This window comes from Mycobacteroides saopaulense (assembly GCF_001456355.1).
Classification (GTDB): domain Bacteria; phylum Actinomycetota; class Actinomycetes; order Mycobacteriales; family Mycobacteriaceae; genus Mycobacterium; species Mycobacterium saopaulense.
On sequence record NZ_CP010271.1, the window covers coordinates 2,652,544 to 2,671,648 of the forward strand.

General features: G+C 66.2%; 25 protein-coding genes. 7 read left to right on the plus strand and 18 right to left on the minus strand.

What is annotated here, in order from left to right; all coding sequences use genetic code 11:
* Window positions 1-40: 40 nt before the first annotated feature.
* The 4 genes from yajC to ruvC form a co-directional block, all read right to left on the minus strand.
* A complete protein-coding gene (yajC, locus tag MYCSP_RS13165; protein WP_070910423.1) occupies window positions 41-379 on the minus strand; it encodes a preprotein translocase subunit YajC in 339 nt (112 codons plus the stop codon).
* Between the two features lie 154 nt (window positions 380-533).
* Complete coding sequence (ruvB, locus tag MYCSP_RS13170; protein ID WP_207547381.1) at window positions 534-1,547, minus strand: Holliday junction branch migration DNA helicase RuvB; 1,014 nt, start codon at window positions 1,545-1,547, stop codon at window positions 534-536.
* Window positions 1,548-1,597: 50 nt separating this feature from the next.
* The gene (gene ruvA, locus MYCSP_RS13175) at window positions 1,598-2,197 is read right to left on the minus strand and encodes a Holliday junction branch migration protein RuvA (RefSeq protein ID WP_070910425.1); all 600 of its coding nucleotides are present in this window, start codon (window positions 2,195-2,197) and stop codon (window positions 1,598-1,600) included.
* Window positions 2,194-2,751, minus strand: coding sequence for a crossover junction endodeoxyribonuclease RuvC (gene ruvC, locus MYCSP_RS13180; protein WP_070910426.1), 558 nt, complete (start codon window positions 2,749-2,751; stop codon window positions 2,194-2,196). Before ruvC ends, ruvA begins: the two co-directional genes overlap by 4 nt.
* 122 nt (window positions 2,752-2,873) lie before the next feature.
* On the opposite strand from ruvC, the gene MYCSP_RS13185 reads away from it, so the two are divergent.
* Entirely contained in the window at window positions 2,874-3,449 is a 576-nt protein-coding gene (locus MYCSP_RS13185) for a TetR/AcrR family transcriptional regulator (protein ID WP_070910427.1), read from the plus strand.
* Here the strand turns inward: MYCSP_RS13185 and MYCSP_RS13190 are convergent.
* Complete coding sequence (locus MYCSP_RS13190) at window positions 3,446-3,883, minus strand: hypothetical protein (RefSeq protein WP_070910428.1); 438 nt, start codon at window positions 3,881-3,883, stop codon at window positions 3,446-3,448. The two genes, MYCSP_RS13185 and MYCSP_RS13190, sit on opposite strands and share 4 nt — an antisense overlap.
* A 173-nt stretch (window positions 3,884-4,056) precedes the next feature.
* On the opposite strand from MYCSP_RS13190, the gene MYCSP_RS13195 reads away from it, so the two are divergent.
* Window positions 4,057-4,668: a phosphatase PAP2 family protein gene (locus MYCSP_RS13195; protein ID WP_083017009.1), complete on the plus strand. Its 612-nt coding sequence runs from the start codon at window positions 4,057-4,059 to the stop codon at window positions 4,666-4,668.
* Here the strand turns inward: MYCSP_RS13195 and MYCSP_RS13200 are convergent.
* On the minus strand, window positions 4,614-5,369 hold the full coding sequence (locus MYCSP_RS13200) for a YebC/PmpR family DNA-binding transcriptional regulator (RefSeq protein WP_070910430.1): 756 nt from the start codon (window positions 5,367-5,369) through the stop codon (window positions 4,614-4,616). The two genes, MYCSP_RS13195 and MYCSP_RS13200, sit on opposite strands and share 55 nt — an antisense overlap.
* A gap of 79 nt (window positions 5,370-5,448) precedes the next feature.
* Here MYCSP_RS13200 and MYCSP_RS13205 point away from each other — a divergent pair, with 79 nt between their 5' ends.
* The gene (locus MYCSP_RS13205) at window positions 5,449-5,976 is read left to right on the plus strand and encodes a hypothetical protein (RefSeq protein ID WP_088413923.1); all 528 of its coding nucleotides are present in this window, start codon (window positions 5,449-5,451) and stop codon (window positions 5,974-5,976) included.
* Window positions 5,977-6,048: 72 nt separating this feature from the next.
* On the opposite strand, the gene pdxT is transcribed toward MYCSP_RS13205, so the two are convergent.
* The 10 genes from pdxT to MYCSP_RS13255 all read right to left on the minus strand — a co-directional run bounded on the left by pdxT (window position 6,049) and on the right by MYCSP_RS13255 (window position 15,944).
* The gene (pdxT, locus tag MYCSP_RS13210; RefSeq protein ID WP_083017004.1) at window positions 6,049-6,630 is read right to left on the minus strand and encodes a pyridoxal 5'-phosphate synthase glutaminase subunit PdxT; all 582 of its coding nucleotides are present in this window, start codon (window positions 6,628-6,630) and stop codon (window positions 6,049-6,051) included.
* On the minus strand, window positions 6,627-7,478 hold the full coding sequence (locus MYCSP_RS13215; RefSeq protein ID WP_070910433.1) for an acyl-CoA thioesterase: 852 nt from the start codon (window positions 7,476-7,478) through the stop codon (window positions 6,627-6,629). Before MYCSP_RS13215 ends, pdxT begins: the two co-directional genes overlap by 4 nt.
* Window positions 7,479-7,487: 9 nt before the next feature.
* Entirely contained in the window at window positions 7,488-8,402 is a 915-nt protein-coding gene (gene pdxS / locus MYCSP_RS13220; protein ID WP_083017002.1) for a pyridoxal 5'-phosphate synthase lyase subunit PdxS, read from the minus strand.
* Window positions 8,403-8,487: 85 nt separating this feature from the next.
* Window positions 8,488-9,510, minus strand: coding sequence for an NUDIX hydrolase (locus tag MYCSP_RS13225; RefSeq protein ID WP_088413924.1), 1,023 nt, complete (start codon window positions 9,508-9,510; stop codon window positions 8,488-8,490).
* A complete protein-coding gene (locus MYCSP_RS13230) occupies window positions 9,507-10,634 on the minus strand; it encodes a glycosyltransferase family 4 protein (protein ID WP_070910436.1) in 1,128 nt (375 codons plus the stop codon). Before MYCSP_RS13230 ends, MYCSP_RS13225 begins: the two co-directional genes overlap by 4 nt.
* Window positions 10,634-11,614, minus strand: a complete 981-nt coding sequence (locus MYCSP_RS13235; protein ID WP_088413925.1) for a phosphatidylinositol mannoside acyltransferase — start codon at window positions 11,612-11,614, stop codon at window positions 10,634-10,636. The genes MYCSP_RS13230 and MYCSP_RS13235 overlap by 1 nt, the downstream gene beginning before the upstream one ends.
* The gene (pgsA, locus tag MYCSP_RS13240) at window positions 11,611-12,273 is read right to left on the minus strand and encodes a phosphatidylinositol phosphate synthase (protein WP_070910438.1); all 663 of its coding nucleotides are present in this window, start codon (window positions 12,271-12,273) and stop codon (window positions 11,611-11,613) included. The genes MYCSP_RS13235 and pgsA overlap by 4 nt, the downstream gene beginning before the upstream one ends.
* Window positions 12,270-12,818 carry an HIT family protein gene (locus tag MYCSP_RS13245; protein WP_070910439.1) on the minus strand — a complete coding sequence of 183 codons (549 nt, stop codon included), beginning with the start codon at window positions 12,816-12,818 and terminating at the stop codon, window positions 12,270-12,272. The genes pgsA and MYCSP_RS13245 overlap by 4 nt, the downstream gene beginning before the upstream one ends.
* Window positions 12,811-14,874 carry a threonine--tRNA ligase gene (thrS, locus tag MYCSP_RS13250; RefSeq protein ID WP_088413926.1) on the minus strand — a complete coding sequence of 688 codons (2,064 nt, stop codon included), beginning with the start codon at window positions 14,872-14,874 and terminating at the stop codon, window positions 12,811-12,813. Before thrS ends, MYCSP_RS13245 begins: the two co-directional genes overlap by 8 nt.
* A 92-nt stretch (window positions 14,875-14,966) precedes the next feature.
* Window positions 14,967-15,944: a GlxA family transcriptional regulator gene (locus MYCSP_RS13255; protein ID WP_083016993.1), complete on the minus strand. Its 978-nt coding sequence runs from the start codon at window positions 15,942-15,944 to the stop codon at window positions 14,967-14,969.
* A gap of 93 nt (window positions 15,945-16,037) precedes the next feature.
* Between MYCSP_RS13255 and MYCSP_RS13260 the strand changes: the two genes are divergently transcribed.
* Window positions 16,038-16,772 (plus strand): DJ-1/PfpI family protein, encoded by a 735-nt coding sequence (locus MYCSP_RS13260; protein ID WP_088415609.1) that lies wholly within the window; start codon window positions 16,038-16,040, stop codon window positions 16,770-16,772.
* Here MYCSP_RS13260 and MYCSP_RS13265 read toward each other — a convergent pair.
* Window positions 16,755-17,168: a TIGR02611 family protein gene (locus MYCSP_RS13265; protein WP_088413927.1), complete on the minus strand. Its 414-nt coding sequence runs from the start codon at window positions 17,166-17,168 to the stop codon at window positions 16,755-16,757. The two genes, MYCSP_RS13260 and MYCSP_RS13265, sit on opposite strands and share 18 nt — an antisense overlap.
* Window positions 17,165-17,794, minus strand: coding sequence for a PaaI family thioesterase (locus MYCSP_RS13270; RefSeq protein ID WP_088413928.1), 630 nt, complete (start codon window positions 17,792-17,794; stop codon window positions 17,165-17,167). The genes MYCSP_RS13265 and MYCSP_RS13270 overlap by 4 nt, the downstream gene beginning before the upstream one ends.
* A 19-nt stretch (window positions 17,795-17,813) precedes the next feature.
* Here MYCSP_RS13270 and MYCSP_RS13275 point away from each other — a divergent pair, with 19 nt between their 5' ends.
* The 3 genes from MYCSP_RS13275 (at window position 17,814) to MYCSP_RS13285 (ending at window position 19,095) form a co-directional block, all read left to right on the plus strand.
* Window positions 17,814-18,311: a DUF1990 family protein gene (locus tag MYCSP_RS13275; RefSeq protein WP_162266235.1), complete on the plus strand. Its 498-nt coding sequence runs from the start codon at window positions 17,814-17,816 to the stop codon at window positions 18,309-18,311.
* A gap of 81 nt (window positions 18,312-18,392) precedes the next feature.
* On the plus strand, window positions 18,393-18,581 hold the full coding sequence (locus MYCSP_RS13280) for a hypothetical protein (RefSeq protein WP_235629477.1): 189 nt from the start codon (window positions 18,393-18,395) through the stop codon (window positions 18,579-18,581).
* A 91-nt stretch (window positions 18,582-18,672) separates the two neighbouring features.
* Window positions 18,673-19,095, plus strand: coding sequence for a PPOX class F420-dependent oxidoreductase (locus MYCSP_RS13285; RefSeq protein WP_088413929.1), 423 nt, complete (start codon window positions 18,673-18,675; stop codon window positions 19,093-19,095).
* Window positions 19,096-19,105: the final 10 nt, after the last annotated feature.

The window sequence follows — 19,105 nt, forward strand, 5'->3', positions numbered from 1 at the left end:
GTCGGGGGGCTTTCAGCGATGTGAGCAAAGGCGAAAGCCGCTACTCCTTGGTCAGCTCGACCCCGCTGCTCTCGACATCGCGAACCGTGCCGTCGTCGGCGGCCGCGCTGTCTTCAACCTCGTCGACGATCTTGTCGCGGACGGCAAGCTTCATCCAGCGGGTCACGACGCCGGGTGCGATCTCCAGATCCACGGTGTCGTCGGTGACGGCGGTGATGGTGCCCTGCAGGCCGGACGTGGTGTGTACCCGGTCGCCGATCGCCAGGGACTCGTGCAGCTCGATGGTGGCGTCGAGAGCCTTGCGCTGCCGCCGGTTGGCGAAGAAGAGGAATGCGCCCATCACGAGGATGAGCGGCAAGAAGACGATGATCGATTCCATGGCGGCTTTCGGGGTTCTTTCCGTTGGGTTTCCGTTGGGTCCAGGTCAAGGCAGGCAGGGTCGGCGTGAAACGAGCACGCGACAAGTCACCAGTGTGCCATCTGACTCTGTGTAATCGACGCGAACCCCGGGCCTCCGCATATGCGGGTGTCTGTCAGTCGAACAGCCCGACTTGCCCCAGGACGTGTGGCGGCGGGGTCAAGCCCAGGTGCGTCCACGCCAGCGGCGTCGCCACACGTCCGCGCGGAGTACGGGCCAGCATCCCGGCACGCACCAGAAACGGCTCGCACACCTCTTCGACGGTGGTCGACTCCTCCCCGACCGCCACTGCCAGCGTCGACAGGCCCACCGGACCGCCGCCGAAACTACGCGTCAACGCCGAAAGCACCGCCCGGTCCAGACGATCCAGGCCCAGCTCGTCGACGTCGTACACCTCCAAGGCCGATTTGGCGACGTCCACGGTGATCACCCCGTCCGCACGCACCTCGGCATAGTCACGGACACGCCGTAGCAATCGGTTGGCGATACGCGGGGTGCCCCGGGACCGCCGAGCGATCTCCGTGCCGGCGTCGGCCCCCAACTCGATGCCGAGGATCCCCGCCGAACGGGCCAGCACGAGTTCCAGCTCGTCGGGTTCGTAGAAGTCCATATGTGCCGTGAACCCGAACCGGTCGCGCAGCGGACCGGTCAGCGAGCCCGAGCGCGTGGTCGCACCCACCAGCGTGAACGGAGCCACTTCCAGTGGAATGGACGTCGCACCGGGCCCCTTGCCCACCACGATGTCGACCCGGAAGTCCTCCATGGCCAGGTACAGCATTTCCTCGGCTGGCCGGGCGATCCGATGGATCTCGTCGATGAAGAGCACATCGTGTTCGACGAGGTTGCTCAGCATGGCGGCCAGGTCGCCCGCGCGTTCCAGCGCCGGCCCGGAAGTCACCCGCAGCGACGATCCGAGCTCGGCGGCGATGATCATGGCCAGCGAGGTTTTTCCCAGCCCGGGCGGTCCGGACAGCAAGATGTGGTCGGGCGTGCCGCCACGATTCTTGGCACCCGACAGCACCAGGTCCAGCTGCTCGCGCACCCTCGGCTGACCGATGAACTCCCGGAGCGACTTGGGGCGTAGCCCCGCGTCGATGTCGTTCTCGCCCACGGTGAGCGCGCCGGACATCTCGGCGCTCTCGAAGTCGTCCTCGGCGCCGTCCAGTTCGTCGAATCGACTCATCGCGTCTTACCCAGCAGAGTCAGCGCCGATCGCAGCACGGTCGAAGTGTCTTCATCGGAGTTGTCTTGGGCCAGCACGGTATCGGTGGCCTGCTCGGCTTGCTTGGCGGCAAAACCGAGGCCGATGAGTGCCTCGACGACCTGCGTGCGCACCAGCGACGCGGTGCCGCGCCCCAATTCGGTGGACCCGCTGGGGGCCGCTGCCACCTTCTCCCGCAGCTCCAGCACCATGCGCTCGGCACCCCGCTTGCCGATGCCGGGCACCCGAGTCAGCGCGGCGACGTCGCCGTCGGCCAGCGCCTGACGCAGGGTCGACGCGTCGTAGACCGCGAGTGTGGCCATCGCGATCTTCGGCCCCACTCCGGACACCCCGAGCAGCGTCAGGAACAGGTCACGGGCATCGGTGTCGGTGAAGCCGTACAACGTCATCGAGTCCTCGCGGACGATCATCGCCGTGATCAGCCGCACCGGGGTGCCACGACGCAGCGTCGACAGCGTCGCCGGGGTGGCGTTGACGCGATAGCCGACGCCGGCGGCCTCGATCACCACATGGTCGAGCGCGATGTCGATGACCTCGCCATTTACCGAAGCAATCACCGGGCCACCGCCTTCATCCGGGCCGCGAAGGCCTTCCGTTGTTTCTCCGCCGCGGCCTCCGCCTTGGCCATTCTGGCCAGCATGGGCGCGCGCCAGCAGTGACAGATTGCCAGGGCCAACGCGTCGGCGGCATCCGCGGGCTTCGGCGCCGTCTGCAGGTTCAGGATGCGGGTGACCATCGCGGTGACCTGGGATTTATCCGCCCGGCCGTTCCCGGTGACGGCCGCCTTGACCTCCGAGGGGGTGTGGAAATAGACCTCGATCCCGCGTTTGGCCGCGGACAGCGCGATCACGCCACCGGCCTGGGCGGTGCCCATCACCGTGGAGACGTTCTGCTGCGCGAAGACGCGCTCGATGGCGATCACATCCGGGCGGTGCGTGTCCATCCAATGCTCGACGACCTCGCTGATCGCCAGAAGCCGTTGTGGCAGAGGCTGATTGGCGGGGGTACGCACAACGTCGACATCCAGGGCGACAACCCTACGACCCGAAGACGCCTCGACCATGGACAGACCACACCGGGTAAGACCCGGGTCGACTCCCATCACCCGCACGTGCCAGCCCTCTCGCCGTAGAACAATTGTTCGATCAGCATATCGAGGGGTTCTGCCCATTCGGCACAGCAACACGCGAGGGCTCTGGAAAATGTCAACATGCGTTGGCCTAAGCTCAGCGCATGTCTCTCGAACCTCGGCGATCGGACGCCACTCGCGCGGCCATCCTCGAGGCCGCCCAGGAGCACTTCGCGGGCGTCGGATACGAGAAGGCGACCATCCGGGCGATCGCGGCAACCGCGGGCATCGACCCGTCACTGGTGATGCGCTATTACGGCAACAAGGGCAAGCTGTTCGCGGCCGCCGCCAACTTCGACATCCAACTGCCCGAGAACCTCACCGAGATTCCGCGATCGCAGCTGGGGGCCGCTCTCGTCGAGCACTTCCTGGAGAAATGGGAGGCCGACGACACCATGGTCGCCCTGCTGCGGGCGACGGTGTCACAGGAGTCGGCACGCGCACGCATGGCCGAGATCTTCAGCAGCCAGATGGTGCCGGTTATCGAATCGTTGACGGCAGACCGCGCGCTCGAGCGGGCGACGCTGATTAGTACTCAGATGATCGGCCTGGCCATGTGCCGGTACGTCATCCAGCTCGGGCACGTGCCCGATATGACGCACGAACAGATCATCGAATTGGTCGCCCCGACGATCCAGTACTACCTGGATTGCTCGACGGATGACTGCGGCGCTTCCTAGCTCGCGCGTCCCGCGGAGTCGCGAACCTTCAGGGCTCCTCGCTCGTCGACGAGCGAGAAGTAGATGGCGCTCACGGCGGCAAACACCGCGGTCCAGATCAGCAGACCCACGGAGTTCACGGCGAACGCCTCGCCCAGCAGGATGGCGATGACCCCGGTGATCATCGGACTGCGCACATGCCGGCTGCCCAGCCGATCGAACTGCACGACGGTGCGGGTCACCAGGAATGAGCCGGCAGCGATCAGCAGGGTTCCGACCACCGTCGCCGTCATCGACATCTGATCCGACATCCACGAGGGCACCCCGATACCCACGCCATAGAGGATGATCAGCGGAGCCACGACCGCGACGGCGAACGGCAGTGCGAGAACGGCGCGCGCGGCGCGCCACAGGGTTGTCGATTCAGGCGCGGGAGCGACTGTTTGTGTGGCCATGACGGGCCTCCCCTCACTTTTCGATGTCTTAGATGTACGCCTGCCTGACATGCGCTGTCAACAGATGTTGACCAACAGTCGTTGACATCACAGTAACGCCGCCCGGTGACGTTTGATTCCCGGCAGCCGGCACGATTCGGGGTCGGCGTCCCCCGCCGATTACTGTCGTCGGGGTGTCTGCCGGAAAACTGCCTAGCGAGAAAATGATTCAGTGGTGGCCGCCCCTCGGCGTGATGGCGATGCTGCTGCTCGGATTCTCCGTCGGAAAGGGTTCGACCCCATTTGACGTGTGGTTCTTCGATGCCACCCAGCACGTATTCGGGGTACAGCCACGCTGGCTGCTGTTCTTCACCGACTGGGTGTTCCTGGTTCCGGTGCTCGCGGTGTGCGTCGGTTTCGAGTTGTACCGGCGGCGGTGGCGAGTCGCGGCGGTGGTGCTCGTCTGCCCGTTCGTGGCGAACTGGACCACCCAGGCCACCAAGATGCTGGTCGGCCGCGAAAAGGGCGGCTACCTCGCCTACCCCAGCGGGCACACCACCTTCGTAGTGGCGGTCATGGGGATGCTGGTCCTGGTCGCCGGCGGAGCCCTATGGGCCTACATCGCCGCCGGCATTATCAGCACACTCGGACTGCTCGGGCAGGTCGCCTGCGGGTATCACTACGTCACCGACACCATCGGCGCCGTGCTGGTCACCACCGCGGTGGTGACCCTGGCGTTCTGGGCCGCGGGTCAGTCTTCGTCGAGCGCGGCGAGTACCTCGTCGGACAAATCCACGTTGGTGTAGACGTTCTGCACGTCGTCGCTGTCTTCCAGCGCGTCGACCAGCTTGAACACCTTGCGGGCGGTGTCGACGTCGACGGGCACGCTCATCGACGGCTGGAAGCTGGCCTCCGCCGACTCGTAGTCGATCCCGGCATCCTGCAGTGACTGACGGACCGCGATCAAGTCAGTGGGCTCGGAAATGACTTCGAAGGTCTCACCCAGGTCGTTGACCTCCTCGGCGCCCGCCTCCAGCACGGCCGTGAGCACGTCGTCCTCGGACAGACCGTTCTTCTCCAGCGTCACAACGCCCTTGCGGGAGAACAGGTACGAGACCGAACCCGGGTCGGCCATGCTGCCACCGTTGCGGGTCATCGCGACCCGAACCTCACCGGCAGCGCGGTTGCGGTTGTCACTGAGGCACTCGATGAGCACCGCGACGCCGTTGGGGCCGTAGCCCTCGTACATGATGGTCTGCCAGTCGGCTCCACCGGCTTCCTCGCCGGCACCGCGCTTGCGGGCCCGCTCGATGTTGTCGTTGGGCACCGAGGTTTTCTTGGCCTTCTGAATGGCGTCGTAGAGCGTCGGGTTGCCGGCCGGATCGCCACCGCCGGTCCGCGCGGCGACCTCGATGTTCTTGATCAGCTTGGCGAACTCTTTGCCACGGCGCGCGTCTTTGACGGCCTTCTGGTGCTTGGTGGTGGCCCACTTGGAATGGCCGCTCATGTACCCCTGTACTACTTTCTCTAGGTTCTGTCGCACTTCTGCGCTGCCCGAGTGTACTCGCGCACCTAGGGTGAATCACATGACTGTCCTGGTGGAAGACCCGATCGTCGACGCGGTGCTGGACCGATACGCGTCGACTGTCGGCGACAGCCTCACCGATTACCGCAACCACCTGTATCGCGGCATGAACTACCAGTTGCGCCTTCTCGGCATGACCCAGGCGCCGCCGGAGATCGCCCTGGCGTGGGCGACACACGACATCGGCATCTGGACCGCCGGTACCTGGGACTATCTGGACCCTTCGGTCGATCTGGCCGAACAGCTGGCGCCGGAGTTCGGCATCACCGACGTCGCTCGCCTCAAGGCGATGGTGGCCGACCACCACAAGCTCAGGTCGTCCGACGACCTGTGGGTCGAGACCTTCCGGCTGGGTGATCGGATCGACGCCTTCCGCGGCCTGTACGCCTGGACCGGACTGGAACGAGCCGACGTGCGCGAGGTGGTGGAGGCACTGCCCTACGGCGGTTTTCACGGATTTTTGTTGCGTACCGCCGGCAAGTGGACGCTCAAGCACCCGTCACGCCCGATGCCCATGCTGCGCTGGTGAGTGAGCCACCGCGAGCGCATACCGCACGCAGGTGAATCGAGCAGAATCGCTGCGCCTGGTATGCGCTCGGCGTCAGGCCCCGCGCACCATGTCGACGAAGAGCTCGTGCACCCGGCGGTCACCGGTCACCTCGGGGTGAAATGCCGTGGCCAGCGCGCTGCCCTGCCGAACCGCGACGGGATGCCCCTGCGCGCTGGCCAGCACCTCGACATCGTCGCCGACCCGTTCCACCCACGGCGCCCTGATGAACACCGCGTGCATCTGTCCGTGCAGCCCAGCGAAGTCCAGGTCGCCCTCGAAGGAGTCCACCTGGCGCCCGAAGGCATTGCGCCGCACGGTCATATCGATGGCGCCGAGTGCCACCGCATCCGGTCGGGTGTCCAGGATCTCCGAGGCGAGCAGGATCATGCCGGCGCACGAACCGTAGACCGGCAGGCCGTCTCGCAGGCGCTCGGTCAGCGGGTCCAGGAGTTCGAACACGCGCAGCAGATTGCTCATCGTGGTCGACTCCCCACCGGGGATGATCAACCCGTCAACCTTGCCGAGTTCCTCGGGGCGGCGCACTCCCAGCGCCTCGGCACCCGAATCTTTCAGAGCCGCAACATGTTCCCTGACATCACCCTGCAATGCCAGCACGCCGACCAGCGGACTCACGCCATGTTCCCCTTGGCGATCGAGGCCTCGTGCGGGTTGCGCTCGTATCGGGTCAGCCCCTCCTGCACCACCGCGGCGACCATGCGGCCCTCGCGGTCGAAGATCCGTCCCTGGGTCAGCGCCCGCCCGTATCCGGCCGACGGCGATGTCTCGTCGTACAGCAGCCATTCGTCGGCGCGGAACGGTCGCAGGAACCACAGTGCGTGATCCAGCGATGCCGTCTGCAGCACCGCATCCCGGTGCGGCACTTTGGAGGAACTCAGCAGGGTCAGGTCGCTCATGTAGGCGAGCGCGCAAATGTGCAGCACCGGGTCGTCGGGCAGACGCTTGCGGCAGCGGAACCATACCCGCTGCTGCGCGGCCAGCCGCGGCCACTTCTCCATGAGGTCATCCGGCACGATCCGGATATCCCATTCCGCGAACTGCCGGAACAGATCGCGGCTGAACGACTCCTCATCCTGCGCGTCCGGCAGGTCCTCGGGCGCCGGCACCGGTGGCATCAGGTCCTGGTGTTCGATGCCGGAGTCCAGGGTCTGAAATGAGGCCGACATGCTGAAGATCGCCTGCCCGTCCTGGATGGCGGTCACGCGACGCGTGCAGAACGAGCGGCCATCCCTGACCCGGTCCACGAGAAACACGGTGGGCTCGTTGGGATTTCCGGGCCGCAGGAAGTATCCGTGCAGGGAGTGCACGAGGTACTCCGGGTCCACGGTGCGTACCGCCGAGACCAGCGACTGCCCCGCGACCTGCCCGCCGAAGGTGCGACGAAGACTGCTCGGGGTCACGTTGCCCCGGAAGATGTCCTTCTCCAGCTGTTCGAGAGTAAGGATCTCCTCGATATCGGCCATCCGCTAGTTCTACCAGCCGCGCTCGGCGAGCCTGTGCGGCTGCGCGATGTCCTCCACGTTGATGCCGACCATCGCCTCACCCAGGCCGCGCGACACCTTGGCCAGCACGTCCGGGTCGTCGTAGAAGGTGGTGGCCTTCACGATCGCCGCGGCGCGCTGCTCCGGGTTGCCGGACTTGAAGATGCCCGATCCGACGAACACACCCTCGGCACCCAGTTGCATCATCATCGCGGCGTCGGCCGGGGTGGCGATACCGCCGGCGGTGAACAGCGTGACCGGGAGCTTGCCCGCGCGCGCGACCTCGACCACGAGCTCATACGGAGCCTGCAGTTCCTTTGCGGCAACGTACAACTCGTCCTCGGCCAGCGAGGTGAGCCGACGGATCTCGCCGCCGATCTTGCGCATATGAGTGGTCGCGTTCGACACGTCGCCGGTACCGGCCTCACCCTTGGAGCGGATCATCGCCGCGCCCTCGGTGATGCGGCGCAGTGCCTCGCCCAGATTGGTGGCACCGCACACGAACGGCACGGTGAACTTCCACTTGTCGATGTGGTTGGCGTAGTCGGCGGGGGTCAGCACCTCCGACTCGTCAATGTAGTCCACGCCGAGGCTCTGCAGGATCTGCGCCTCGACGAAATGCCCGATACGGGCCTTGGCCATGACGGGGATGCTGACGGCGCTGATGATGCCGTCGATCATGTCGGGGTCGCTCATGCGGGAGACGCCCCCCTGGGCGCGGATGTCGGCGGGCACCCGCTCCAGCGCCATGACGGCCACGGCGCCGGCGTCTTCGGCGATCTTTGCCTGCTCGGGCGTGACGACGTCCATGATGACGCCGCCCTTGAGCATCTCGGCCATACCGCGCTTGACGCGAGCGGTACCAGTTCCGGTCTCGGGGGACGTTCCATTGGTCGTGCTAGTCAACTGGGGGCTCCTGAATGTCGGGTTCTGCGACCAGTCTAATGCCGCTGCACCAGCGATTTTGCCGCGGGATGTGCGGTGACGGCGCTCACCCGATCTGGACTGGCTCGCGCCGTGCACCGGTGGCCACCGCATCCACTGCACAGGCGGCCTCCGCGAGCAGCTCTCCCAGCTGATTCGGATAGACCTGCTCCCCCGAAGCCGTCAGCGCAGCGATCTCTTCGGCATCACACCAGCGATGTCCGGTGATGTAGCGCTGCTCCAGATTGGTACGACCATCGGTGGCGGGTTCGAACCGCTTGGTGCGGTGCACGAAGAACAGTTCCTCGGAGCGGATGGTGGTGCCGTTGAAGTCGAAGACGGCGACGCGACGCCAGAGCGGGCCCACCAGGCGCCCTGAGGGGACGGTCAAACCGGTTTCCTCGACCAGCTCGCGCACCGCGCCATCGGCCAGCTTCTCCCCCGGCAGCGTTTGACCGCCGACGGTGAACCACCAGTGCACCGCCGGGCTGGGGGCCGCCGGGTCGAAGCCGCGTAGCAGCAGCACCCGTCCGTCCTCGTCCAGCAGGATGATGCGCGCCGAGGTGCGGAAATTGGGCAGCGCCGGATCCTCGGTGCCCACACCCTGACGATCTATGATCTCGAAATACGTTGGCATCGGCGCTGTTCCACCTAGCCGCAGCCACCGCACCGGGCGGCGCACGCGAAGCGCGAGGGTGTCGCGCACGGCGTCGTTGTGAAAGCGCCGGGCGATGAGCACCCGCGTCTCGGCATCGGCCAACTCGGCTACCAGCGCCGGACGCAGCGCCTCGGCGTCGACCGTCGACAACGCCGAGGCCAGCTGGTTCTCCGCGTACTCGCGCCGGTCACGTTCGGCACGTTCGGCTTTCGCCGCCAGCCTGATCAGCTGCTCGTCCTTGAGTGCGTCCCCGACCGCACGTGCGACGACGGCGCGACGAGCCAGCGCCGCATCCAGCGCCTGCCAGGACAGGTCACTGCGCACGTGCAGCCGGTCCAGACGGTTGGCCACCAGGTAGGCCCAGAGCAGGCCGAGTGCGACCAATGTGGCGATGATGGCGATGACGACGACCGTCAACGCCGAGAACGTCACCAACTGTCGACCTTGACGCGCGCTCCGGAGGCGGTGACCGTTTCGTAGACGAGCATGATCTGTTGCGCGACCACCGACCAGTCGTAGCGTTGCACCGCTTCGGTGCCCGCCGCCACCAGCTGTGCCCGGCCTTCGTCGTCACCGAGCACCTCGATGATGGCCGCCGCCAACGCATCCGAGTCGCCCGTCGGCGTCAACCGGCCGGCCTTGCCGTCCAACAGCACCCGCCGGAAAGCATCCAGCGAGCTGGCGACCACCGCCGTTCCGGCGGCCATGGCCTCCACCAAGACGATGCCAAAGCTCTCGCCACCGATGTTGGGTGCGCAGTACACATCGGCGCTGCGCATGGCCGAGGCCTTGGTGGCGTCGTCCACCTGGCCAAGGAACCGCAGGTGCTTGGCCAACGGACCTGCCTGCGTACGTAACTCGGCCTCGTCCCCGCGGCCCACGATCAGGATCTCCACATCGCCGAAACTGGCCGCGATCTTCGGCAGCGCACCCATCAGCACATCCATGCCCTTGCGCGGCTCGTCATAGCGCCCCAGGAACAGCACGGTCTTGCCCGCACGGGGGTACCCCTCCAGCATGGGCGCACCGGAGAAAGACCGGACGTCGACACCGTTGGGAATTTCGACCGCGTCGGATCCGAGCGCTTCCATCTGCCAGCGCCGGGCCAGCTCCGAGACGGCGATCCTGCCGACGATCTTCTCGTGCCAGGGCCGCAATACGGCCTGAAAAACACTGAGTGTCAACGATTTCGTGGTCGACGTGTGGAAAGTGGCGACGATCGGCCCCTCCGCCACCATGAGCGCCAACATCGAAAGGCTCGGCGCGTTCGGCTCATGCAGATGCAGCACGTCGAAGTCCCCTTCGACCAGCCAGCGCCGGGTCTTGGCATAGGTGGCCGGGCCGAATCGTAGCCGCGCCACCGAGCCGTTGTACGGAATCGGAACGGCCTTGCCGCCCGAGACCACGAAGTCGGGTAGCTCCAGATCCGACGACGACGGCGCGAGCAGACTGACGTGGTGGCCACGGTCACGCATGACTTCCGCCAGCTGCACCACATGGGATTGGACGCCGCCCGGTACGTCAAAGGAGTACGGGCAGACCATCCCGATGCGCATTACGCCTGCCCACCAACGGGGTCCGACTCCCGGGTGGACTCGGGCTCCTGTGCGGGGGCAGGCTGCGACGGATGCGTCCGCAGCTTGGTGCGGCGCTCCTCGGACAAATCGTCGAGCCACAACGGCTGCAGCATGTGCCAGTCCGCCGGACGCTCCGCGATATTGGCCGCGAACTCGTTGGCCAGCGCCTGCGTGGCCTGGGCGACATCGCCCGCCGATGTGTCGATGGGCGCCTGGATGCGGACTCCCCATCCACCGTGCGCCTCGAACCAGCAGTGCGCCGGCAGCAGGCGCGCGCCGGTATCGACGGCCAAACGTGCAGGCCCGGCGGGCATTCGGGCCTCGGCACCGAAAAAGTCGACGGGAACGCCGCTGCGGCTGAGGTCACGATCGGCCATCAGGCAGACGACGCGGTTTTCCCTGAGCCGCGCGGCCAGCGTCTCGTAGGGACCCGTGGAGTCACCACTGGACGCGAGCACCTCGAAGCCGAGCGTCTCCCGGTAGTCCAGGAAGCGCCGATACAGCGACTCAGGCTTCAGCCGCTCGGCGACGGTGGTGAAGGTGCCGTAGGTCTGCGCCAGCCATACCCCCGCCATGTCCCAGTTTCCGCTGTGCGGCAAGGCGATAATCGTTCCGCGGCCTTCGGCCTGCGACGCGTCGAGATTGCGTCGCCCGAACAGGCTGCTGTCCAGCCGGGCGGCAAGGCGCTCCATGTTCTGCGAGGGCAGCCGGAACGCCTCACGCCAGTACCGGGCGTAGGAGCGCATGGAGTCGATCATCAGCCGGTCGGGCACCTCACGGGGGTGCACACCGAGCACACGGGCGAGATTCTTGCGCAGCTGCTCGGGTCCGCCCTTGCGGGCGCCGACCATCGCGCCGACGTCGAATATGGCGCGAGCAATCGGATCCGGCGTCATCTGCGTTACGTTCCAACCGGCGGCATACCCCCAGTCCGCAGCGCGTTCGCCCCATACACTCATGACTGATTCGTCTCCGCGGTGTCTTGTCCCGCATCGGAATTGGGCAGCAGGTCAAGGGCTCCCGGAGAGATGCGGACGGCGTGCATGCGCTGCGCCACCGTCACCAGGCTCGCGATGGCCAGCACCCACATCGCGGTGTGCAAGGGCCACTGCACCCCGAATCCGCCGCTGAAGATCGCTCCGGCAAGCACGATGATGAGCCGCTCGGGCCGCTCGATCAACCCACCGTCGGCGCGCAGTCCGGATGCCTCGGCGCGTGCCTTCACGTAGGAGATCACCTGGGAGGTGATCATGCAGATCAGTGTGGCGACAACCAAAGAGGGTGATCCCCATCCGAATGCGGCCCACCACAGCAGTCCGGCGAACACCGCACCATCGGCCACCCGGTCACAGGTCGCATCCAGCACCGCACCGAACCGGGTTCCTCCGCCACGAGCCCGGGCCATGGCGCCGTCGAGCATGTCGAACATCGCGAACAGCCACACCGCCATGCCGCCCCAGAACAGGTGGCCGATGGGGAACAGCGTCAGCGCCGCGACGACCGAAGCCGCGGTGCCGAAGATTGTGACCGTGTCGGGGGTGAAGCCGGCGCGCAGCAAGGCATTGGCCAAGGGGTTGGTGATCTTCGCGAATGTCTCCCGCGACAGGAGGCTGCTCATGGCAACTGCTCCCAGGCCGTGGCAAGCAGCTGCCGGGTGTCGCGCAGCAGCTGCGGAAGCACCTTGGAATCGCCGATGATGGTGATGAAGTTGGCGTCGCCGCCCCAGCGCGGCACCACGTGCTGATGCAGGTGCTCGGCCAGCGATCCGCCCGCCGCGGTACCCAGGTTGAGACCCACATTGAAGCCGTGCGGGCGCGACACCTTCTTGATCACCCGAATCGCCTTCTGGGTGAAGGCCATCAGCTCTCGGCTCTCATCCTCGGTGAGGTCTTCGAGCTCGGCCACCTGCCGGTACGGCACCACCATGAGATGGCCCGGGTTGTACGGGTAGAGGTTGAGAACGGCATACACATGGTCGCCACGCGCGACCACCAGTCCGTCTTCGTCGGCCATCTCCGGGATCTCGGTGAACGGCGCCGAATCCGCGCTGGGCGCCTTCACCGCTTCGGCGATGTAGGACATCCGGTGCGGACTCCACAGCCGCTGCAGATGATCGGGGTCACCCACGCCCCGGTCGATGATGGTCGAGTCCTCGCTAGTCACGGGTCCCCAACTTCATGAGTTCAGCCGTCGGCGATACGTTTTCGCGGCGGTTCACCCAGTCGAGGATGGCGGCGACGGCCTCGTCGCGAGGCACACCGTTCACCTGGGTGCGATCACGGAACCGGAAGCTCACCGCACCGGCCTCCACGTCGCGATCTCCGGCCAGCAGCAGGAACGGCACCCGCTGGTTGGTGTGGTTGACGATCTTCTTGTTCATGCGGTCGTCGCTGGTGTCGACCTCGGCGCGGATACCCTGCGATTTGAGCTGGGAGACAATGTCGTTCAGGTACGAGGCGTGCGCATCCGCGATCGGGATGCCCACCGCCTGCACCGGCGACAGCCAGGCCGGGAAGGCACCCGCATAGTGCTCGGTGAGCACACCGAAGAACCTCTCGATGGACCCGAACAGCGCGCGGTGGATGAGCACCGGCCGCTGACGGGTTCCGTCGGCGGCCGTGTACTCCAGCTCGAATCGTTCCGGCATGTTGAAGTCGAGCTGAATGGTCGACATCTGCCAGGAACGGCCCAGGGCGTCCTTGGCCTGCACCGAGATCTTGGGGCCGTAGAACGCCGCGCCACCCGGATCGGGCACGAGCTGCAGGCCGGAGTCGCGCGCCACCTGCTCCAAGGTCCTGGTGGACTCCTCCCACACCTCGTCGGATCCAACGAATTTCGTCTCGTCCTTGGTGGAGAGTTCCAGGTAGAAATCGTCGAGCCCGTAGTCGGACAGCAGGTCGAGCACGAACCTCAGCAGGGAGGTCAGCTCCTCGTGCATCTGCTCACGGGTGGTGTAGATGTGCGCATCGTCCTGGGTCATGCCGCGCACGCGGGTCAGGCCGTGCACCACACCGGACTTCTCGTAGCGGTACACCGAGCCGAATTCGAACAGCCGCAGAGGCAATTCACGGTACGAACGGCCCCGGGCCCGATAGATCAGGTGATGCATCGGGCAGTTCATGGGCTTGAGGTAGTAGTTCTGCCCCGGCTTGCGCACGGTGCCGTCCTCGTTGAGCTCGGCGTCGATGTGCATCGGGGGGAACATCCCGTCGGAGTACCAGTCCAGGTGCCCGGAGGTTTGGTACAGGTTCTCCTTGGTGATGTGCGGGGTGTTGACGAACTCATACCCCGCGGCAGTGTGCTTGGCGCGCGAGTAGTCCTCCAACTCCTTGCGGACGATTCCGCCCTTCGGGTGGAAAACCGGTAAGCCGGAACCGATTTCGTCGGGAAAACTGAACAGGTCGAGCTCCACGCCGAGCTTGCGGTGGTCGCGTCGCTGCGCCTCTTCCAGCAGTTCGAGGTGCTTGTCGAGGGCCTCCTGCGACTCCCAGGCGGTGCCGTAGACGCGCTGCATGCTGGCGTTGGCCTGGTTGCCGCGCCAGTAGGCCGCCGAGCTGCGGGTGAGTCGGAACGCCGGAATGTGCTTGGTGGTCGGGATGTGCGGGCCCCGGCACAGGTCGAACCATTCCCGTTCGCCGGTACGAGGATTCAGGTTGTCGTAGGCGGACAGCTCGTCGCCGCCGACCTCCATGACCTCTGGATCGAGGATCGGAGACTTGTCTGAGTCTCCAGCAACGAGCTCCAGCTTGAACGGCTCGTTCGCCAGCTCGGCCTGAGCCTCTTCCACCGATTCGTACACTCGGCGCGAAAAGCGTTGCCCCTCTTTGATGATCTGCTTCATCTTCTTCTCGAGGGCGGTCAGATCCTCGGGAGTGAAGGCGTGATCGATCCCGAAGTCGTAGTAGAAGCCATCGGTGATCGGCGGTCCGATGCCGAGCTTGGCCTGCGGGAAGAGGTCCTGCACGGCCTGCGCCAAGACGTGCGCGGCGGAGTGCCGGATGACACTGCGGCCGTCCTCGGTGTTGGCCGCAACCGGCTCCACCTCGGTGTCGGCGTCCGGAGTCCAGGACAGATCCTTCAGCGCGCCGCCCACCCGCACGACGACGATGGCGTCGTCTCCCTTGCCCGGCAGGCCGGCCTCGCGTACCGCGGTCCCTGCCGTCGTCCCGGCCGGCACCCGGATTGGGGCCACAAGGGAAGACGGGTTGGGCGCAGTCATCGGCAGTTCTCCAATTCAGGGACGGGGGGATTGCGAACTCATGCTATCGGTCCGCACCAGCGCCTTCCCAGCCTGATGGGCGCCATGAGCACTTAGGCCGACTGCGCGCGGAATGTGTTCCGATATGCCAGCGGCGAGACCCCGGTGAGTCGGCGGAACTGCTCCCGGAAATTCGCAGGTGAACCGAACCCCACCTCGCGGCCGATCCACTCCACCGGTTCCCCGGAACGTTCCAGCAGCTGCTGGGCGTGACGAACCCGCACCCCGGTCAGCCACTGCATGGGCGTCTGCCCCGTTTCCGCACGAAACCGCCGGTTGAGGCTGCGCACACTGGTGGACGCCCGAGCCGCGAGGTCGTCCAGGGACAGTTCCCGGTGGGCGTTGTGCTCGATCCACGCCAGGATCTCGCCGAGACCGGCCTCGGCGCGCTGACGGTTCCGGATGACGTACTGCGCCTGGCCGCCGTCACGGTGCAGTGGCGCCACCGCCACCCGCGCCGCCTCCGAAGCCACCGCCGCGCCGTGATCGCGCGCGACGATGTGCAGACACAGGTCCAGCCCCGCCGCGGCGCCCGCGGAAGTCAGCACGTGCCCCTCGTCCACATACAGCACGTCGGCGTCCAGATGCACCGTGGGGAACATCTCCCGGAACAGGTCGGCGGCCAACCAATGCGTGGTGGCCCGCTTGCCGTCCAAAATCCCGGCTTCCGCGAGCGTGAAGGCTCCCGCACATATGGAGGCGATGCGCGCGCCGCGCCGGTAGGCGGCCTGCAGTGCCGCGATGACGCCGTCGGGCGTGGGTGCGGTCGGATCATTGCGCGCCGGAACCACAATGGTGTCGGCGTCCGAAAGCGCTTCGAGCCCAAGATCTGTCGCGATGCCGAACGGCCCCGCGGAGACGATCGGCTCGGTTCCGCACACCCGCACGCGGTAGGGCCGAGTGCCGTCGGGCAGATAGACGCGACGGAACACTTCGACCGCGGTGGCCAGGTCGAACCCGACGGTTTCGGGGAGCGCAAGCACCACCACGGAGTGAGGCTCGCCCGAACGACCCGATGACACGGAGTGCATCCGGCCAGCCTAGCTCCGCGTTGGCAATATCTCGTCGGAGTATGGCTATCTGGCCACTTCTGTCCAGATTCCCGCTGCGTGAGCATGACTTTCATGCAGATAGCGATCCTGGCCTACCCGGGCATGACGGCACTCGACGCGATTGGACCGTACGAAATGCTCCGGGGAATCCCCGACGCACAACTTCGGTTCGTCTGGCGCGAGCCGGGCCCGATAGTGACCGACAGCGGCGTGCTGACGCTCGGTGCGACCCACTCATTCGACGAGACCCCGGCACCTAACGTCGTCCTTGTCGGCGGCTCGATACCCGCCACCATGAGCACGGCCACCGACGAGAGCGTCCTGCGCTGGCTGCGGAACGCACATCGGACCTCGACGTGGACCGCGTCCGTCTGTAGCGGGTCGCTCATTCTCGGCGCCGCCGGAATCCTGCGCGGCAAGGACGCCACCTGCCACTGGGCCGGACAGCGAGTGCTCGCGACCTTCGGAGCGAATCCACAGCGGGACAAGAGGATCGTCCGCGACGGCAAGGTGATCACCGCGGCCGGCGTATCGGCCGGGCTCGACCTCGGGCTCTGGCTCGTCGGCCAGATCGCCGGTCGGCCGCGCGCCGAGGCCACGCAACTGTGCATCGAATACGACCCGCAGCCACCATTCGATACCGGCCACATGAGCAAGGCTTCCACCCGCAACAAGGCGGATGCCGTGCGGATGATGAAGAGCATGATCTCTGCGCGCGAGGCCGGTGCGGAATTCGCCGCCGGTTCAAAAGTGTTGTGGACGAGCGTTATCGACCGCGTACGGCGAACGTCAGCCGCCAATTCCTAGCGGACTCTTGAGCCAGGGCGTCTGGATCCCGAGCAATGCGGCGATCCAGCCGAGGGCTCCCAGTACCCAGAGCGTTGCCACCACCAGCGCAGCGGTGAAGAGCACCCCGATCCCCCGCAACCACTGGGGTTGCGGGGAGAACCAGGCCATGAATCGGTCGTAGCGGTCCCTGACCGCACGGAGAAGCTTTCTTGCCCAGGAGAACTCGGAGGCAAGGATCGCCAGGCCAAGAAACACGATCGCCCAGCCGGGCCCCGGGTACGGAATGGCGATGATGCCCGCACCCAGCACCACCAGGCCGATGACCGCGACCATCATGCGGTAGAGCAGGTCCAGCGCAGGCTTGTCCCGCACCCCGTCGCGCCATCGAGCCCACCGACGCGTGGCCCGGTTCACGGCTGGCCGGGGTTGAGTTTCACGAACAGCGCGTCGGCCTCGGCGAGCACGTCGTCGCCGTCGAGCAATCTGCTGGTCAGGAACACCTTGCGGCCCTCCACCCGCTGCAGGGTGCAGTCGTACTGCAGCTCCTTCTCGATGGGGGTGATCTTGCGGTAGTTGATGTTCAGGTACGCAGTGCGCAGCTTGCGCAGATCGGTCAGCAGCATGGATCCGGTGCCGAAAATGGTGTCGAAGAGCAGCCCGAGGCATCCGCCGTGCACCGCCCCGTTGCGCCCCAGGTGGTAGCGGCCGAATGTGGCCGTACCCGCCAGAACCCCATTGTCGAAGCTGTCGATGGTCATCGGGACCAGCAAGATGTTTCCGCGCAACGGCAGATCGGTGCGCCGGCCCGAGGGCGAGTCCCATTCGGAGACCTCATAGGGAGCCAACAGCTCATTCATGGCATCGAGCTGGTTGGCCAGCTCGGTGACCACCTCGTCGGGAGGCAATGCGGCGCGAGCGCGGTCCTGCAGGGTGCGCAGCGCGTCGATGAAGCGGCCATAGTCGGGGCCGCCCTTGAGGGTGGGATCGGGAGGGTTGAACCCGCCGCCCTCGTGCGCAGTAACTGCTTCCTCTGTGGTCATGCTCCCCTACGTTATTGGGGTGGATATTGAACGACTGAGCCAGCTCCCGTTCACCTACCCCGAGATCGGCGCGACGGCCGGTGAACTGCCCGCCGAATACCACCACGTGCGGGAATCTCGGCAGATCGGAACGGGTAGGGCACGGTTCGAGGAGGCCGCCGCCAGTCTCATGCGGTTCGGCATCCAGCGCGGGATCGGGCTGCGGGTGCTGACGTCGGCGCCCGCTGCTGCCGAAGGCGTGAACGTGGCGACACGGCTCTGGCCGTTCTGGGCCTTGTGCCGCGTGGTGTATCTGGTCGACGAGCCGAATCGGCGCGGTTTCGCGTACGGCACCTTGCAGGGGCATCCCGAGACCGGTGAAGAAGCGTTCATCGTGCGCTTCGATCCAGCTAATGATGTTGTTTCCGTGGAGATTACGGCCTTCTCGAAACCCTCGTTCTGGTGGGTCCGCGTGGGCAACTTGGTCGTGAAGCAACTGCAGCGGGCAGTAACTCAGCGGTACCTGCGCGCACTCTGAACGCCGCGTCTCGGCGTCATCCACACATAACCCTCCCCCGGTAACCTACGGGTTAGCTGGGAATTCGATACTGCTACCCATATGGATAGCTGCCGGACCGCCTGCACGGGCGGCGCGCCACGTGTCGGCGGGGCCTGCACCCAGCCCGGCACCAACCTGTACGACCGCGGCTTCCACGAACCCACCCATGAGGGTGCCAACCCCCGTACCCCGCTGGGCACCAATCCGCAGGTGCCCTTCGGCACGAACACCACCACCGTTCTGCAGTAAGCCCATCACGACACGATGCCCGGTCGACGACGTTGTCGGCCGACCGCACACCCCGGGAATGAAACAGGGCGCCGCAGAGTAGAAATCTCACATGGAACTCAATGACGCCGCCCGCGCACTCATCGGCGCGGGTGCCGATGCCACGCTGGTGACCATCAACCCTGACGGCAGCCCGCAGGTATCCGTGGTGTGGGTTGCCCTGCAATCCACACCAGAAGGCGACGAGCTGGTGGCCGCGCATCTGTCGGGCAACTACAAGAAGCTGCGCAACATCCGACGCGATTCCCACGTCGCCGTGACCATCCTTGCTCCCAGCCAGCCCGGGCAGCAGCGTGAATATCTGGCCGTCACCGGTTCGGCACGCGTGGTCGAGGGCGGCGCACCGGAGCTGCTCAGCCAGCTCGCCGTCGCGCTGCTGGGCTCGGACGAACACTTCCCGCCACCCAACTCCCCGGACGGCTACCTGACTCGAATCCGCATCGAATCGGTGGGTGGCCACGGCCCCTGGGTCTGACTCGGTCTCG

Bases quoted from the DNA above. Each gene is read 5' to 3' on its own strand.
- MYCSP_RS13260 (WP_088415609.1), top strand. From the start codon at position 16,038: ATGCAGATAGCGATCCTGGCCTACCCGGGCATGACGGCACTCGACGCG.
- MYCSP_RS13230 (WP_070910436.1), bottom strand. From the start codon at position 10,634: ATGCGCATCGGGATGGTCTGCCCGTACTCCTTTGACGTACCGGGCGGC.
- ruvB (WP_207547381.1), bottom strand. From the start codon at position 1,547: ATGTCCGGCGCGCTCACCGTGGGCGAGAACGACATCGACGCGGGGCTA.
- thrS (WP_088413926.1), bottom strand. From the start codon at position 14,874: ATGACTGCGCCCAACCCGTCTTCCCTTGTGGCCCCAATCCGGGTGCCG.
- MYCSP_RS13200 (WP_070910430.1), bottom strand. From the start codon at position 5,369: ATGAGCGGCCATTCCAAGTGGGCCACCACCAAGCACCAGAAGGCCGTC.
- MYCSP_RS13185 (WP_070910427.1), top strand. From the start codon at position 2,874: ATGTCTCTCGAACCTCGGCGATCGGACGCCACTCGCGCGGCCATCCTC.
- MYCSP_RS13205 (WP_088413923.1), top strand. From the start codon at position 5,449: ATGACTGTCCTGGTGGAAGACCCGATCGTCGACGCGGTGCTGGACCGA.
- MYCSP_RS13235 (WP_088413925.1), bottom strand. From the start codon at position 11,614: ATGAGTGTATGGGGCGAACGCGCTGCGGACTGGGGGTATGCCGCCGGT.
- MYCSP_RS13285 (WP_088413929.1), top strand. From the start codon at position 18,673: ATGGAACTCAATGACGCCGCCCGCGCACTCATCGGCGCGGGTGCCGAT.
- MYCSP_RS13215 (WP_070910433.1), bottom strand. From the start codon at position 7,478: ATGGCCGATATCGAGGAGATCCTTACTCTCGAACAGCTGGAGAAGGAC.
- MYCSP_RS13280 (WP_235629477.1), top strand. From the start codon at position 18,393: ATGGATAGCTGCCGGACCGCCTGCACGGGCGGCGCGCCACGTGTCGGC.
- MYCSP_RS13190 (WP_070910428.1), bottom strand. From the start codon at position 3,883: ATGGCCACACAAACAGTCGCTCCCGCGCCTGAATCGACAACCCTGTGG.
- MYCSP_RS13270 (WP_088413928.1), bottom strand. From the start codon at position 17,794: ATGACCACAGAGGAAGCAGTTACTGCGCACGAGGGCGGCGGGTTCAAC.
- pgsA (WP_070910438.1), bottom strand. From the start codon at position 12,273: ATGAGCAGCCTCCTGTCGCGGGAGACATTCGCGAAGATCACCAACCCC.
- MYCSP_RS13255 (WP_083016993.1), bottom strand. From the start codon at position 15,944: ATGCACTCCGTGTCATCGGGTCGTTCGGGCGAGCCTCACTCCGTGGTG.
- yajC (WP_070910423.1), bottom strand. From the start codon at position 379: ATGGAATCGATCATCGTCTTCTTGCCGCTCATCCTCGTGATGGGCGCA.